Source organism: Frankia sp. AgB1.9 (assembly GCF_016786355.1).
GTDB lineage: Bacteria > Actinomycetota > Actinomycetes > Frankiales > Frankiaceae > Pseudofrankia.
Genome location: NZ_JADWYX010000006.1, coordinates 17545 through 33885 on the forward strand (window position 1 = coordinate 17545; position 16341 = coordinate 33885).

Below are 16341 nucleotides of genomic sequence, written 5' to 3' on the forward strand. Positions count from 1 at the left end.
TTCCCGGTGGTTAGGGCGGCCAGCGCGCAGGACAAGAATGATCGCGCCTCAAGCCTGGAGGGGGCCCGAAGGACACGCCGGTCGATATGAGGGTCTCAGGTTACATCGACCCCACATACGCCCCGCCGGGACGTAAGACGGCAGCGGCATCCGAGCCGTCTGCGCATTTGATTTTCCACAGAACGCGACCGACAACTGGAGGTTGGCGACACCGGACCGCCAACAGGTAACCGGGCCACCAACGAGATCACGCCGGAGCCACAGCCCTGTAGTCGCAGCGCATCGGTCGGCGTGGCGGCATTGCGAACCTTCTACGACCGTCCAGTAACGGTAGAGTCAAGACTATCTGGTAACGGCAGAGTCGGACGACCTGACTACCCGAGATCTGACCAACCCAGACTTGACCAACCCGAGACCTGGACTACCCGAGACCGGGCTACCGAGCAGCCTTGACGTAAAGCTCGTCAAGAAGATTCGGCAACCGCTCGACGTCGAACCGCCGGTCCGGCTCCAGCGGGCCGGGACAGTCACGCAGCGCGCGCGCGAGCGCGCCGACGACGTCGCCGTACGGGCGGACCCGGATACCCCGGGGACCCATCCCGAACCGGCTGACCTCGCCGACCTGCATGGCCGGGCCGCCGATGTCCAGGCAGATCACCGGTCGACCCAGCGCGAGCGTCTCGGCGACGATCCACCCGGCGCTGTCGTGCATCGACGGGAACAGCAGCGCGTCACAGGTCGCGAGGGCCTTGAGCACCTCGTCGCGCGGCCGCTGACCGTGCAGCGTCACCCGGTCGGCAACGCCGAGCTGCTCACAGGCCGCGCGGATCTGGTCCTCGTCGGGCCCGGATCCGTAGATGTCCAGGGTCCAGCCGTCCGCGTGCGGCCGCGCGAGCGCCGCCACGGCGAGTCGGACGCCCTTCCAGGCCAGCAGCCGGCCGGCGAAGACCGCGCGGCGTGGCGGCTTCGCCCCGTCCGTGCCCGTGATCTCGGAACCCGCGACCTGCGCGCCGACGGCCGCTGGGCGTGCCGCGGCCACGGCCGGCTGGGCGGCGCGGTCGGGAACGGGGGTGGCGAGGGGCAGCTCGTCCAGGTGCAGCGCGATGTTCGGTTCGACCCGCGGATGCGCCCGGCGGAACCGGCGCGCGACGTCCTCGTTCGCCGCGAGCATCACGCTCGCCCGTCGGGACAGCAGCTCGCCGCAGGCGACCCGCCCGGCGGCAGTGATCACCCCGCGGGCGACCTCGACGGCGAACTGCTTGTCACCAAGCTGCTCACGGAACTGGGACGGCAGCGGCGCCGTTCCGCCAACCGGGCCCCAGACGAACGGGACGCCGGGCAGCACGACGCCGGACGGCATCCAGTCGGCCGCGTACGTGATGTGATGGGTGATGTCGAAGCCGATCTCCGCGTGCTTGGCGCGGACCACCCGGCGCAGGAAGTACTGCCAGGCCACGTAGCGCATCCGCTCGCCGCGGCCGAAGTCTCCCGGGTAGTTGGCCCAGGCCGGCGCCGGGACCTCGACGGCCGTCAGGCGCAGTTCCGGCTCGGCGCGCACCGCCGCCCGGATCGGCTCGATCCACGAGGGGTCGGTGAAGACCCACACGTCGTGGCGCAGCGCCGCGGCCCGGGTCCACTCCCAGCCAGCGCCTGGCTCGGAGCCACCCCCGGGACCGCAGGCAAATGCCCCGATCGCGACCTTCACCCTCGGCCATCCTCCCTCGTGCCAACGCCACCGGCGCCGGTTCCCCCTCGGCGCGGGAGCGGGCAGCCGTCCACCATCCCGCCGTGCTGGCGGCTCCGGGAGGCGGCCGCCCCTTGAACTACAGCCGGTGCTCGGCGCTCGACTGCTTGTTGCCGATGCCGAAGTAGTTGTGCGGGCCGGGCACCAGCAGCTTGCGGAACTTGTCCGGCTGGACCGCGAGCACACCGACCGCGGCGTAGCACTGCGCCTTCTCGACCGGCGGGAAGGTGTGCCGGTCGATCGCGTCGATGTAGCCGCGGATCATGTTGGAGACCGGGGGCAGCACACTCTTCTTCGCGTCCGGGTTGCTCCACTTGGCCTTCTGCCAGACGCTCATGTTGTTCGATGCCCCGGAGTGCGAGCGGCGCTGCCACAGCGGCTCCTCGACCACCCGCCAGGTCCCCAGCAACGCCATCTCGGCGAGGATCACGCGGTCGGTGCCGTAGAACTTCTGCTGCATCGCGGTGCTCAGCAGGACCTCGCGGCGCATCAGCCCGAAGATCTCGAAACACCACTTCGTGTGCAGCAGCACGTCACGGAACCGGACATGCGGATACGGGGAGCGCAGCTGCCGGGTGGCGATGTTCGGGTCCGGTCCGTCGACGTAGGTGCCCTTGTCGTCGACGAAACCGACCCCGTCGCCGGCCGGACGCAGCTCCTTGCCGTCCTCGTCGATGTACGTGGTGAAGGAGTGACACAGGACCGCGTCGTCGTCCTTGCTCAACAGGCCGTAAGTCTTTTCCAGGTACTCGGGCGACAGGGTGTCGTCGTCGGCGGCCCACCGGTAGTAGGGAGCCCGAGCGAGCCGGACGACCTCGTTGAAGTTCGCGTTCGCGCCGATGTTCTCCGCCTGGCGCACGTAGCGAACCCGCGAGTCCTCCTTCGCGTACCCGCGGCAGAGCTCCTCGGTGCCATCGGTGGAGGCATTGTCCGAGATCACCAGCTCGAAGTCGCCGAACGTCTGCGCGAGGTGCGACTCGATGGCCGTGCCGAGGTAGTCAGCGCCGTTGTACACCGGAATCCCGATGCTGACCTCAGGTACCCGGGATTCCGTCATCGCAGCGTCTCCGTCTGTCGAACATCCGTCTGTCGAACATCAGGGCCGGGCCTGGGCGAGCCGGATCGCGCTCCACCTGCGGACACGGCTAGACCTTCTACACGGGAACCCCGTCGATCCCAGCCTAGAGCCTCCGGCTGTGAGCCAGTCATGAGGCCCGCGCATGCCGGTGACATCACGGTGTGAAATCGTTCATATGCAAAGGGTGATGGTTGTTGTTCTCTTGAGGCTGTCGTCGTGATGCGCACGGGCGACAGGGCTTGGGAAACATCGAAGGAGCCCGTCAGCGCTTTCGGTCGAAGACGTCGGGCCGGCGCAGGCCTGACCCACCGCCGGAATGCCGGCCTCGACCACCTCGCGGCGCCGGCGCGGGCTGCTCCGCGACCGGCTGCGGCTGTGGCTGCGGTGCCGGTGGGCGGGGCGAGGCGGGCATCGGGGGCGGGGGCGTCGGCCCCCGGCGGGTGGGAACGGCGTCCGGCCTGGTTCCGGTAGTCGGCACGCGGGCCGGCACCGGACCCGGCGCGGCGGGACGGCCCTGCCCCGGCATCGCCGGGCCGCCCGGCGCCGGACCGGGACGGGCGGGCGCCGGAACGGGACGGACTGGTGCCGGTACAGGACGAGCGGGGCCTGGACCTGGACGAGCCGGGCCCGGAACCGGCCGGGTCGGGCCTGCCACGGGACGACTGGGGACGGCCGGGGCCGGACGAGCCGGTTCCGCCACCGCGGGCGGCGAGTCGGCGGTAGGCCGCGCCGGACGCCGGAACTCGTTCAGGACGACGGCCCCGTTGACCGCGTACATCGCCACGACGGTGGCGCCGGCACCCCAGATCAGGGCGAACGGGCCGAAGTGCTTGGCGGTCACCGCGACGGCGAGCCCGGAGACCACGACGGCCACCAGGCTCGCGACCGACGCGGCCCGCGCGCGCCCGGCGGCGTTCGCGATCGTGATCAGTACCAGGACGCTGTAGCCCGCACCCTCAGTGATGATCGTCCACGGCAGCAGGCCGTGTACCGCGTAGGCGGGCTTCTGGAACCTGGGGAGCGGGTTGAACGGCCATTTGAAGCCGACGAGCAGCGCCCAGCCCAGGATGGCGACCGCGACCAGGCCCCAGAAAAGCAGGCAGATCTTGATCAGTTTCCGGACGGAGCGATTGGTCGCCGCCTCCATGATCTCCGGGTTGAGCACCGCGAGCAGCCCAATGACCAGCACGGTGACCGGCTGGGCCAGTACCCGGGCCCCTTCGCCGTTACCGACGGCGGCCGAGCTGGCCAGCGCGGTCAGGAGCGCGAAGTTGAGGAACGGGCCGCTGGCCGACAGTACGTTGCCCACCACGATCCAGCCGCCCAGGGAGACGAACAGGGACCGCAGCTTCAGCAGCATCGGCGCCCGATGGCCCGGCTTGGCCTTCCACAGCCCGAACGCCCCGGAGGTGAAGTTCGCGACCGCGAGCGCGCCGAACGGCACCCAGGCCGGCGGCACATGGGCGACCTTGGCCGTCACCAGCCCCACCGTGATGACGATCACCTGCACCAGGGAGGTCGCCGCGGCGGTCCAGGACATGCCGGCCTGGTGCAGCATCCGGCGGATGTGGTCCTGCATCGGGGAGGCCACCGCGACCAGGGCGGCCGTCACGGCGAACCCGACCCGGGACCCGACCGACTGCCCGTGTGACGGAATGATCAGCACCAGCGGCACCAGCAGCGCCGCCAGGACGGCCGGCGCCATGCCCAGCTGCAGCGACTGCGGCAGCAGCTGCACCCGCCTGCGCCGGGCCGCGACACCCGCCGACGTGTACTCGACCGGCGAGAACACGATGCCCGTCGGGATGACCGACACGGCGATGAAGGCCGTGTAGAAGAGCCCGTACGTGCCCAGCAACTCTGGCAGGAAGTACTGCGCGAACAGCCCCATCACGAAGCTGCCCAACGACGACAGGCTGGAGTCGACGAGGCCGGCTGGCACCCGACGCAGCAGCGACGGCCCCTGCGGCTCCCCGTCCTCGGGGGACGGCGTCGGCGCTGCCCCCGTCAGCTCCTCGCGAAGCGGGATCGGCACCGGGCCGGTCTGGAACAGCAGCGAGCCCGGCGGCATCGCCGAGCGCGACATGTGCATGGTCGTCTCGGCCATCGACGGGTCGGCGAGCAGGGCCATGCGCCCTGGCCTGCCGCCTGGGAGGTCCCGACGGGAGATCCGCATCGTCGTCTCGGCCGGGTTCGGCTCCGGCAGGGCACGGTGACCGACAGGCCTGGTGGCCTGGGTCACGGCCCGGTCAGCCGGGGCTCGACCAGCCGCGGCCCGGTCGGTCGCGGCTCGATCTGTCGCGGCTCGACCTGTCGAGGCCCGATCTGTCGAGGCCCGGCCGGTCACGGCTCCGGAAGGCCGGTCAATGGAAGCGGCTCCCACGATCTTGCGGCGGTCGAGCAGCTCCGTGCTGTCCGGCGGGGGCGTCTTCGGCGGCCCGGCGCCGCGGCTCGTCACGGCGGCCGGGTCATCGACGGTGTCTCGCCGCGTCACCCGCGACCGGTCGACCCTCGCGGTGTGTTCCGCTGAGGGCGCGATGGGCCCGGCGGCCGGTACGCCCGCGCCACGCCCAGGTGTCCGCGGCGCGGCCGGATCCGCGGTGTCCCGGCGCTCCACCCGCGACCGGTCAACCCTGGTCGTCCGCTCGCCAGTCGGCGATCCCCCGCTCGCCGGCGGCCCGGCCGGATCGACGGTGTCACGCCGCTCGGGCCGGGGCCGTTCCACCCGTGTGGTCCGCTCGCCGGGGGCCTCTGGCCGCCGGGACCCACGGGGCGGAGTGGGCGTATAGACCGACGGTGGGGATGGCGGTGCGGTGGGCTCGCGAACGCCACTGCTCGGGCGGGGCGTCGTCGTCGTCTCGTCGACTGCCACTCGGACCGCAGCCCGGGAGTAGACGGACGGAGGCGACGGCGCCGGGTTCTGCCCGGGGGGCAGTTTGATGGTCTGGCCACCTTCGTCGGCCCCGGCGGAGCCCTCGGCAGGTGCTTCGCCACGGCCTGGTTCCGGCCGCCGCCGCGTGGAGACCCCTCGCGACGCTTCCGGTTCGACTGGTGACGGGGAGTGTCCGCGCCCGCCCGGCGTTTCGCTGCTCCCCCTGGTGGCCGCCGTGGCCTCGTCCGTCTCCGGACCCGCCTTGGGACCACTCCCAGCGTCGCTCATCACCCTCACTCACCGAGTCGTCAGCGCATTATCCCAGCCCGCCGTTACGTCAGCGTTGACGTCGTCCGATAGCCGCTTCCCGACGATACGGAGTGCTACGGGGGTGGGGAATTCCCCACCGCTCACGGTGGTACTCACACGCACGGCCGGCTCCGCTGTCCCCACCCTGAATCCGCCGGCCCACTCCAGTGACCATGGGTTCGCGTTCCGGGACCGTCGAGGCATGCGCACACGACAGCCGGACGCCGCCTCGGCAGCCACCGACCCGGCTCCCGAATCCACCGACCTCGAGCCCATTTCGGGCGCAGGCGGCTCCGGCCGTCCCGCGTCCTCCGTCACTCCGAGCACCGTCACTCCGAGCGCCGGCACTCCGACAGCCGGCGGCCACCGGCGCCGCTCCCGCGGCGGGCACGTGGCCGCCCGCGCGGCCCGCTGGAGCGTCCGGCACCGCAAGCTCGCCGTCGCCGGCTGGCTGCTCGCCGTCATCGCCCTCGTGCTGGTCGGCAGCATGATCGGCACGAAGAACCTCAAGCAGCAGGACTGGAGCGTCGGCCAGGACGGCCAGGCCCAGCAGGCACTGCGCGACCACGGCTTCGTCGACCGGGACAGCGAGAACGTCCTGATCCAGCTGGCGACCCGGCCGGCCGGCGGCATGGCCGCGGATCAGCAGGTCCAGGCCGCCGTCACCGATGTCGTCCGGCGCATCGTCGCGACGCACGAGGTGACCTCAGTGCGTACGCCGATCGCCACGCCCGGCGCTACGGCCGACCCGGGGCTGATCTCGGCCGACGGCCGGTCCGTCCTCATCACCTTCGACCTGCTCGGAACGGTCGACGACGCGGACAGCCGCGTCGGGCCGGTGATGGACGCCGTCACCGCCGCGGGCGCCGCCCACCAGGGCGTGTCGATCGAGCAGTTCGGTTCGGCCAGCGCGGACAAGGCGCTGAACAAGACGATCGGCAAGGACTTCCAGCGGGCCGAGTACCTCTCCGTCCCGATCACCCTCGCGATCCTGCTGCTGGTCTTCGGCGCGGTCGTCGCCGCGCTGGTCCCGGTCGGCCTGGCGCTGACCGCGTTCGTCGGCGCCATCGGCGCCGTCGCCTTCAGCAGCCGTCTGATGGCGACCAACCAGACCGCCACCTCCGTGATGCTGCTGATCGGCCTGGCGGTCGGCGTCGACTACGCGCTGTTCTACATCCGCCGCGAGCGGGAGGAACGCGCCAAGGGGCACAGCGCGCGGCGGGCACTGGAGATCGCGGCTGAGACGTCGGGGCATGCCGTGTTCGTCTCCGGCCTGACGGTCGCGGTCTCACTGGCCGGCCTGATGATCACCGGGATGGCCGCGTTCACCGGGATCGCGGTGGGCACGATCATCGTCGTCCTGATCGCGCTGCTCGGGTCAATCACCGTGCTGCCTGCGCTGCTGTCGATGCTCGGCGACCGGATCGAGCTCGGCAAGCTGCCGTGGCACCGCGCCGCCGCGCCGGGCAACCGCCGGGAGCGCAAGGCCGCCCGGATGGCGGCCGGCGCGGCCCGGCGGTCCGGACTGCCTGCCGACGAGGAGGCCGAGGAGCAGCGCGCGCTGCGCGCCGCCGCTGCCGACCCGCGCCGGACCCGCCGCCGGCAGGGCCGTCCCGACCGGGTCCGGCTGCTCGACCGGCTGATGCGCAGGCCGGTGGCGGTGGCCGTCGTGTCCGGAGGCCTGCTGCTCGCGCTGGCCGCGCCGACCCTGCGGCTGCACACGTCCGACCTGGGCGTCTCGGACCTGCCGAAGGATCTGCCCATCGTTCACACCTACGACCGGCTGCTGGTCGCGTTCCCCGGCGGCCCGGTGCCCGCGATGATCGCCGTGACCGCGCCCGACGTCACCGCCGCTCCGGTGAGCGCCGCCATCCAGGAGCTGCGGACGCGGGCGGTCGCCGCGCACGTCGGCTACGAGCCGATGGTCGTCGACATCAGCGCGGACAAGAAGGTGGCGCGGGTGATCCTGCCGCTCGCCGGCACCGGTGACAACAGGGCGTCGATCGACGCGGCCCGCCAGCTGCGCGACAGCCTCGTGCCAGCCACGATCGACAAGGTCCCCGGTGCGCACGCCTACGTCGGTGGCGAGGCCAGCTCCTCGATCGACTTCAACGACCAGCTGTCCACCCGCACCCCGCTGGTCATCGGGTTCGTCCTGCTGCTGGCCTTTGCTCTGCTGTACCTGTCCTTCCGCAGCGCGGCCATCGCCGGCGTCGCCGTCGGGCTGAACCTGCTGTCGGTCGGCGCGGCCTACGGCGTGCTTGAGCTGGTCTTCCAGCACCACTGGGCCGACGGGCTGCTCGGCTTCACGGCCACCGGCAGCATCGTCAGCTGGCTCCCGTTGATGCTGTTCGTGATCCTGTTCGGGCTGTCGATGGACTACCAGGTCTTCCTGCTCTCCCGAATCCGGGAGGCCCGGCAGTCCGGCCTGGACATGCGGTCCGCGTCACTGGCCGGGCTGCGCAGCAGCGCCGGCGTGGTCACCAGCGCCGCGATCATCATGGTCGCCGTGTTCTCGATCTTCGCGACGCTCTCCCAGGTCAGCATGAAGCAGCTGGGCATCGGCCTGGGCACCGCGATCTTCGTGGACGCGACGGTGATCCGGGTGTTCCTGATGCCCGCCCTGCTCACCCTGCTCGGCGACCGCGTCTGGCGCCCCCGCCAGGGCAGCACCGGCGAGCTCCCGTCCGCCGGGGCCTCGGGGAGCGGCATCCCCGTCCAGGGCACCCGGTTCCCGAGCCACACCGGCTGACCCGTCCCGGCGCCCCCGTCCCGGCGCCCGCGATCGTGCCGGCTTCGCCAGTCCCCCGCTGGCGGAGCCGGCACTTCACGTTGACCGCCTGAGCGTCACGGAGCACGGGCGGCAGAGGTAGTTACAGTCACACTGACTCCATGGTCGTTGCGTTGGGGTTACAGTCGTCCGGACGTCCGGTACCGCCCCGAGGACTGGAACGGCCCATGCCTTACGCACCAACCGCGCAGCCGGTCACCGGCGCACGCCTGCGCCCCGTAGTCGCACGTACCAGGCCCGAGCTCGCGCGTCTGCTGGCCGAGCGCACCGGCACCCGGGCCGTGGTGATGACCATGGGTGCGCTACACGACGGCCACGCGGCCCTGATCCGCGAGGCGCGCCGCCGGGCCGACCAGGTCGTCGTCACGATCTACGTCAACCCGCTGCAGTTCGGGCCGACGGAAGACCTCGACCGCTACCCGCGCTCGTTCGACGCCGACCTCGAGGTGTGCGCCCGCGAGGGTGCGGACGTCGTCTTCGCGCCGGCCGTCATCCACGACCCGCGGCCGCTGGTGACACTGCACGCCGGGCCGCTCGGCGAGATCCTCGAGGGCGCGAGCCGGCCGGGGCACTTCGACGGCATGCTGACGGTCGTCGCGACGCTGCTGCACCTGATCCGCCCGGACCTGGCCTTCTTCGGCCGCAAGGACGCCCAACAGCTGGTCTGCATCCGCCGGATGGTCGCCGACCTGGCCTTCCCGGTCACCGTGGTCGGGGTGCCGACGGTGCGCGAGTCGGACGGCCTCGCGCTGTCCAGCCGCAACACCTACCTGACGACGCCGCAGCGCGCGGCGGCGCTGGCGCTGTCGCGGGCGCTGGCCGCCGGTGTCGCGGCGGCCGACGCCGGCGCGGACGCGACGCTGACGGCGGCGCGTGCCGTGCTGGCCGCGGCGGCAGGCATCGAGGTCGACTACCTCACCCTCGCGAGCCCCGACGATCTCGGTCCGGTCGGCCCGGCCGGCGGACCGGCGCTGCTGCTGGTGGCCGCGCGCGTCGGCTCCACCCGCCTGATCGACAACATCGAGCTCACCGTGGCGCCCGCCCCCGGGCCCGGAGCGGGGGAACCGTGACATCGACACGCCATGACACGCCCGGGGCGCCGGTCGGTTTGCCCTCGCTGCCCGTGCTGCCCGCGCGGCTCGGCGCGGCCCGCGCCGGCTGGACCAGGCACGCCGACGTCGTCGTGATCGGCTCCGGCGTCGCCGGGCTGACGGCCGCGCAGCGGGTCCGCGCCCAGCTGCCGACGAGCCGGGTGCTGCTGGTGACGAAGGCGCTGCTCGACATGGGCTCGACCCGCTGGGCGCAGGGCGGGATCGCGGCGGCGCTGGCCGCCGAGGACTCCCCTGACGACCATCTGCGCGACACCCTCGTCGCCGGTGTCGGGCTGTGCGACCCGGCGGCCGTGCGGGTGCTGGTCACGGAGGGCCCGGCGCGGGTCCGGGAGCTGGCCGCCCTCGGCGCCCGGTTCGACCTCACCGCGGCCGGCGAGCTGTCGCTCACCCGGGAGGGTGGCCACCTGCGCGACCGGATCGTGCACGCGGGCGGCGACGCCACCGGCCTGGAGGTGGAGCGGGCGCTGATCGCCGCGCTGCTCGCCGACGAGGGCATCGACGTGATCGAGCACGCCCTCGTGCTCGACCTGCTCGTCGACGCGGACGGCCAGGCGGCCGGCGTGACCCTGCACGTGCTCGGTGAGGGCACCCGCGACGGCGTCGGCGCGGTCCTGGCGCGGGCCGTGATCCTCGCGACGGGCGGGATGGGCCAGATCTATGCGTCGACGACGAACCCGTCGGTGTCCACCGGCGACGGCGTCGCACTCGCGCTGCGCGCCGGAGCGGTCATCGCCGACCTGGAGTTCGTCCAGTTCCACCCGACCGCGCTGCGGATCCCGGGCGTGGTGTCGGCCGGCCAGCAGCCGCTGATCAGCGAGGCCATGCGCGGCGAGGGCGCCCTCCTGGTGGACGCGGCCGGCGAGCGGGTGATGTCGGGCGTTCATCCCCTGGAGGACCTGGCGCCCCGCGACGTGGTCGCCAAGCAGATGTCCCGGGTGATGGCGGCCCAGGACGTCGACCATCTCTTTCTCGACGCGCGCCACCTCGGCGAAGCGACGATCCTGCGCCGCTTCCCGACGATCACCGCCCGGTGCCGGGAGCACGGCATCGACCCGGTCACCCAGCCCATTCCGGTGGCGCCGGCGGCGCACTACGCCAGCGGTGGGGTTCGCACCGACACCCAGGGCCGGACCAGCGTGCCGGGCCTGTACGCCTGCGGCGAGGCCGCCTGCACAGGGGTGCACGGCGCGAACCGGCTCGCGTCGAACAGCCTGCTCGAAGGCCTGGTGTTCGCGGCCCGGATCGCCGACGACCTGGCCGGCGGCCTGCCGTCGCCCGGAGCGCCGGTCGAGGCCGTCGTCGACCGCGGCTCGGCGGGTCTCGCCGATCCGGCCGAGCGGGTCGAGCTGGCGCGGGTGATGACCGAGGGCGCGGGCGTCCTGCGCAGCGCCCCGAGCCTGCTCGCGACGGCGAAGGCGCTCGCCGACGTCGGCGACGTCCGGCTGACCGGCGCGACGGTCGCCGCCGGCCCGGAGGCCTGGGAGATGACGAACCTGCGCACGGTCGCGACCGCGCTGGTCGCCGCCGCAGCAGCGCGGACGGAGACCCGCGGCTCGCACTGGCGCGAGGACTTCGCCGACGCCGACGACGCCTGGCGCGGCCATCTGCTGCTGCGGATGGACCCGGACGGCCTGCTCGACGTCACATACGCCCCCGCGCCACCGGACGGGGTCACCGCCGGCGGCGCCGCCGAAGGGAAGACAGCGTGAGCCCAAGGATGAAGGCGAACTACGGGTTCGGGTCGTCGCCATCGAGCGACCAGGCGACGCTCTCCCGGCGCCCCGGCTGGTCGGCCACGACCGAGAAGGCGCTGATGGCGGCCGGTCTCGACCCGTCGGCCGTCGGCGACGTGGTGGCCCGGGCGATCGCCGAGGACCTGCCGGCCGCGAGTGGGCTCGGGGTGGACGTCACGTCGGCCGCGACCGTGCCCGCCGACCTGGTGGCCGTCGGGCGGATCGTCTCCCGGGCCCGCGGCGTGGTCGCCGGGCTCCCGGTAGCGGCCGCGGTGTTCGACGCCATGGTCGGCCCGGACGCCGAGGTGACCCTGACCGCCGCCGACGGCGACCGGATCGGGCCAGGCACCGAGGTACTGCGGGTCCGCGGCCCAGTGCGCGGCCTGCTGACCGCCGAGCGCACCGCGCTCAACCTGCTCTGCCACCTGTCCGGCGTCGCGACCGCGACCCGAGCCTGGGCCGACGCGATCGCCGGGACGGGCGCCGCCGTCCGGGACACCCGCAAGACGACGCCGGGGCTGCGCGCGCTGGAGAAGTACGCGGTGCGGGCCGGCGGCGGCGTCAACCACCGGATGTCACTGGTGGACGCGGCGCTGGTGAAGGACAACCACGTGGTCGCCGCCGGCGGCGTGGCGGCCGCGTTCGCCGCCGTGCGCGCCGCGTTCCCCGATCTGCCGGTCGAGGTCGAGTGCGACACGGTCGAGCAGGTCCGCGAGGCCGTCACAGCCGGCGCCGACCTGATCCTGCTGGACAACATGACCCCGGACGAGCTGCGAGCCGCCGTCGCGCTGGCCCGGGCAGCGTCACCACGGGCCAAGAACGGGCCACCTGGGGTGCTGCTGGAAGCCAGCGGTGGGCTGACGATCGACGTCGCGGCCTCGGTCGCGGCCACCGGGGTCGACTACCTCTCGGTCGGCGGCATCACCCACTCGGTGACCGCGCTGGACCTCGGCCTCGACCTCACCCTGGACAAGTAGAACGACGATGGAAATGACCTCATGCTGCTGACGATCGACATCGGCAACACCAACACGGTCCTCGGCGTCTTCGAGGGCGAGACGCTGGCCGACTCATGGCGGGTACGCACCCAGGCCAACGCCACCTCCGACGAGCTGGCGTTCCTCTACCGCGGCCTGATCGGCGAGTACCGGATCGACGGGGTGTCGGTGTGCTCGACGGTGCCGGCGGCGCTGCGCGAGATCCGCCGGATGGCCGGCCGGCTGTTCAAGCACGTACCGGTGGTCGTCGTCGAGCCAGGCACCCGCACCGGCGTGCCGATCCTGATCGACAACCCGAAGGAAGCCGGCGCCGACCGGATCATGAACACGCTGGCCGCGCACCACCTGCACGGCGGACCGACGATCGTGGTCGACTTCGGCACGTCCACCAACATCGACGTGGTCTCCGCGCGTGGCGAGTTCCTCGGCGGGGCGCTCGCCCCGGGGATCGAGATCGCGCTGGACGCGCTGGCCTCCAGGGCCGCCCAGCTGCGCAAGGTCGAGCTGGTGCCGCCGCGGTCGGTGATCGGCAAGGGCACGGTCGAGGCGTTGCAGTCCGGGATGATCTATGGAGTGGCCGGGCAGGTCGACGGGCTGGTGCGCCGGATCCGGACCGAGCTCGGGACGGAGGCCACCACCGTCGCGACCGGCGGGCTCGCCCCGCTCGTCCTGAAGGAGAGCGAGACCCTCCAGGTGCACGAGCCGCACCTGACACTGATCGGCCTGCGGCTCGTCTTCGCCAAGAATGCCTGAACCGGCCGACCCGAGGACCCTCCCGACCACCGATCGCGTTCGCCTCGCCGCCAACCACGACTAACCAACCCAGCAAAACCGGAATGTCTACCAGCATGCAGAAACGCTCAACGGCGCGAGAACCTGGGCATCCGGGCAGCACGGGCAGCCCGGATTCCGGACCACGTCCAGACCATGGGCGATCGACGGGTGGGACAGTCCAAGATGCGGTGCAGTTACCCCTAAGAACTTCAGTGCGGCAATGAGCGGCAGTTAGACTCCCGAACGAGCTGTCGTTTCGACCATAGCCGGCTCCGAGGTCGCACGATCAGGCGCTTTCGGTCGGGCGCAGCCGAGGCTCGGACCTGGTACGGGACCAGGAGCAGCTAGGATTGGCGGCTCAAGTCCATCAATCCGGACGAAACGGCACAGTACAGGCGGGGCGGGGGCACCGTTGACGGAAACGGTCAACATCATCGGGACATATGCGCGAGATGTGGAAAACGACCCTCAGCGGGACCCGACAGACCTCCCGGTCGCTGCCGACCGACCGACCGGCGCCGGGCAGTCGGGGAATGATCGTCCTGACACGGAGCACCCCGACACAGAACGTCCCGGTGCCGCGCTCGCCGATGGCGCCGACCATGACACGGCCGTGGGGACGGCCCGTCCGGGCCGCGCCACGACGGCCGGTGCCGCCGACCGGAGTCCGATGGAGCTCAGCGCCATGGACGAGAACGCCGTAGATCATGACAAGACCGACGACACTGTCACCGATGGCGAGCCCACGGTACGAGTTCCGCGACAGCGGTTGTCGTTGAGCGCCACAGGTCAGGACGACGCGACCAGCCGCGACGACGCGGCGACCGTCAACGTGCCCGCGATCTCGGCCCGCGCGGGTGCCCGGCGGGCGCAGCCACGGGTCCCCGCCCAGCCAACCGGCGAGCCGACGGCCGACGAGACGGCCGGGGACGCCGTCACCGACCCTGGCGTGCTGACCGGGCCCATCCTGCTTCCGCTTCCCCAGGGCGGGCTGGAGAGCGTCGGCCTGCGCGAGCCCGCCCTTCCGAGCGACGGCCTCGTGGACGTCGTCCCGGTCGACCTGCCCCGCTTCGACGAGCCGCTGGACGACGGCCTGACCGACGACCTCGCCGACGACGAGGCGGACGACGTCTGGGCGACGACGGACGGCCCGGCGCCACCGGACGCGGCGACGGGCGCCGACGTCGGCGAGCTCGACGACGAGGCCGACCCGTCGCCCCGCCTTCGACCATCCCGGCCGGCCGGGACGCCACGGCGTCGCGAGGCCACCGGCCTCGACGGCTGGTCCCTCCGGGAGCCCTACCGGGCTCATGTCTCCTGGGAACGCAAGTACACCCGTCTGGTGATCGGCGCGGACCTCGCCGCCGGTGCGCTGGCGGCGGGGGTCGCCTACCTGCTGCGCTTCGGTGACGTCGGCGTCTTCGACCTGGCGCCGGCCCAGCTGCGGCCCTACCTGCTCGTCAGCGCCGTCTTCCCGGTCGTGTGGGTGCTGACGATGGCGCTGAACCGGACCTACGAGGGCCGGTTCCTCGGCGGCGGTTCCGAGGAATTCCGCCGGGTCGTCAACGCGGCCGTCCGCCTCATCGCGGTGGTCGCCGTGGGGTCGTACACCACGAAGTTCGAGGTCGCCCGCGCCTACGTGCTGATCGTCTTCCCACTGGCGACCCTCCTCACGCTGATCAGCCGTGTCGCGGCGCGCTGGCTGCTGCACCGGATGCGCAGGGTCGGCCGCTGCCAGCACCGGGTGCTGGTCGTCGGCGCCGGCGAGTCCGCCGCGTCGCTGGTCCGGCTCGCCCGCCGGGACCCGAGCGCCGGGTGGAACGTCGTCGGCGTCTGCCTGGACCGGGCGCCGGGTCGGCACAGCCACGACGGGCTCGCCCGCGCGGGATTCGACCTGCTCGGCATCCCGATCGTCGGGACGTCTGAGGCGCTGCCGGAGGCGATCCGGCTGACGGACGCGACGACGGTCGCGATCAGCCCACAGCTGGACGGGGAACGGCTGCGCCGGGCGCTGTGGGCGCTGGAGGGGTCCAACGTCGACGTACTGGTCTCCTCTGCCGTGACCGACGTGACCGGCCCGCGCATCCACCTGCGCCCGGTCGCCGGCCTGCCGCTGCTTCACATCGAGGAGCCGGAGCTCACCGGCGCGCGCCGGCTGATGAAGGGCCTGCTGGACCGTGGCGTCGCCCTCGTCGCCCTGACGTTGCTCGCTCCGCTGCTGCTGGGGCTCGCGCTCGCCGTCCGGCTGACCAGCCGCGGCCCGGCGATCTTCCGGCAGACCCGGGTCGGCCGGGGCGGCCGCGAGTTCACGATGTTCAAGTTCCGGTCGATGTTCATCGACGCGGAGGCAAGGCTGGCCGAGCTCACCGCGCACAACGAGCGCGAGGACGAGTTCATGTTCAAGATCCGGAACGACCCGCGGATCACCCGCGCCGGCGGGTTCCTGCGCAAGTGGTCGCTCGACGAGGTTCCGCAGCTGTTCAACGTGCTCAACGGCAGCATGTCGCTGGTCGGCCCGCGCCCGCCGCTGCCGCGGGAGGTCGCCAAGTACGCGGACGACGTGCACCGCCGGCTGATGGTCAAGCCCGGCCTGACCGGCCTGTGGCAGGTCAGCGGCCGCTCGGACCTGCCGACGGACGAGGCCGTCCGCCTCGACCTGCGCTACGTGGAGAACTGGTCCCTGGCCATGGATCTCATGATCCTCTGGAAGACCGTCTTCGCTGTCATCAAGCGCGAGGGCGCGTACTAGGGGAGGCGTCGGTTCGGGCCCCGCGCCCGCCTGCAAAGAGCGGTGTGGGCGGTGTTGGTACTTTCAGGGCAGACGTCGCGACACCGCGCACGGACAGATCAGTGCGGAACCCGCGGCGTTGGACGAGTCGGCGCCGAGCGGAGGATTACCCGTGGTTGTGTGGCTGCTCCCGCCAGGCGGC

Annotated in this window: 9 protein-coding genes; 6 read left to right on the forward strand and 3 right to left on the reverse strand. The window is 72.4% G+C overall.

Going from position 1 to position 16341, the window contains the following annotated elements; genetic code table 11:
- Window positions 1-436 precede the first annotated feature (436 nt).
- The 3 genes from I6A60_RS43310 to I6A60_RS43090 all read right to left on the reverse strand — a co-directional run bounded on the left by I6A60_RS43310 (window position 437) and on the right by I6A60_RS43090 (window position 5316).
- Window positions 437-1705 (reverse strand): glycosyltransferase, encoded by a 1269-nt coding sequence (locus tag I6A60_RS43310; RefSeq protein WP_203011951.1) that lies wholly within the window; start codon window positions 1703-1705, stop codon window positions 437-439.
- A 118-nt stretch (window positions 1706-1823) separates the two neighbouring features.
- Window positions 1824-2801: a glycosyltransferase family 2 protein gene (locus tag I6A60_RS03500; RefSeq protein ID WP_203011953.1), complete on the reverse strand. Its 978-nt coding sequence runs from the start codon at window positions 2799-2801 to the stop codon at window positions 1824-1826.
- Window positions 2802-3084: 283 nt separating this feature from the next.
- Entirely contained in the window at window positions 3085-5316 is a 2232-nt protein-coding gene (locus I6A60_RS43090) for a hypothetical protein (protein WP_203042367.1), read from the reverse strand.
- 889 nt (window positions 5317-6205) lie between these two features.
- Between I6A60_RS43090 and I6A60_RS03510 the strand changes: the two genes are divergently transcribed.
- From I6A60_RS03510 to I6A60_RS03535, 6 genes are all read left to right on the forward strand, one after another.
- On the forward strand, window positions 6206-8755 hold the full coding sequence (locus tag I6A60_RS03510) for an MMPL family transporter (RefSeq protein WP_203022452.1): 2550 nt from the start codon (window positions 6206-6208) through the stop codon (window positions 8753-8755).
- Between the two features lie 206 nt (window positions 8756-8961).
- The gene (gene panC, locus I6A60_RS03515) at window positions 8962-9864 is read left to right on the forward strand and encodes a pantoate--beta-alanine ligase (RefSeq protein WP_203022453.1); all 903 of its coding nucleotides are present in this window, start codon (window positions 8962-8964) and stop codon (window positions 9862-9864) included.
- 47 nt (window positions 9865-9911) lie between these two features.
- The gene (locus I6A60_RS03520; RefSeq protein WP_203022476.1) at window positions 9912-11615 is read left to right on the forward strand and encodes an L-aspartate oxidase; all 1704 of its coding nucleotides are present in this window, start codon (window positions 9912-9914) and stop codon (window positions 11613-11615) included.
- 8 nt (window positions 11616-11623) lie between these two features.
- Entirely contained in the window at window positions 11624-12616 is a 993-nt protein-coding gene (gene nadC / locus I6A60_RS03525; RefSeq protein ID WP_203022477.1) for a carboxylating nicotinate-nucleotide diphosphorylase, read from the forward strand.
- A gap of 21 nt (window positions 12617-12637) precedes the next feature.
- Window positions 12638-13390 carry a type III pantothenate kinase gene (locus tag I6A60_RS03530; RefSeq protein ID WP_013421380.1) on the forward strand — a complete coding sequence of 251 codons (753 nt, stop codon included), beginning with the start codon at window positions 12638-12640 and terminating at the stop codon, window positions 13388-13390.
- Window positions 13391-14081: 691 nt separating this feature from the next.
- On the forward strand, window positions 14082-16160 hold the full coding sequence (locus I6A60_RS03535; RefSeq protein WP_238439880.1) for a sugar transferase: 2079 nt from the start codon (window positions 14082-14084) through the stop codon (window positions 16158-16160).
- The last annotated feature ends 181 nt before the right edge of the window (window positions 16161-16341 follow it).

What these genes read in the sequence shown, in the direction of transcription:
- I6A60_RS03510 (WP_203022452.1), top strand. Translation starts at nt 6,206, where the DNA reads ATGCGCACACGACAGCCGGACGCCGCCTCGGCAGCCACCGACCCGGCT.
- I6A60_RS03530 (WP_013421380.1), top strand. Translation starts at nt 12,638, where the DNA reads ATGCTGCTGACGATCGACATCGGCAACACCAACACGGTCCTCGGCGTC.
- I6A60_RS03500 (WP_203011953.1), bottom strand. Translation starts at nt 2,801, where the DNA reads ATGACGGAATCCCGGGTACCTGAGGTCAGCATCGGGATTCCGGTGTAC.
- nadC (WP_203022477.1), top strand. Translation starts at nt 11,624, where the DNA reads ATGAAGGCGAACTACGGGTTCGGGTCGTCGCCATCGAGCGACCAGGCG.
- panC (WP_203022453.1), top strand. Translation starts at nt 8,962, where the DNA reads ATGCCTTACGCACCAACCGCGCAGCCGGTCACCGGCGCACGCCTGCGC.
- I6A60_RS03535 (WP_238439880.1), top strand. Translation starts at nt 14,082, where the DNA reads ATGGAGCTCAGCGCCATGGACGAGAACGCCGTAGATCATGACAAGACC.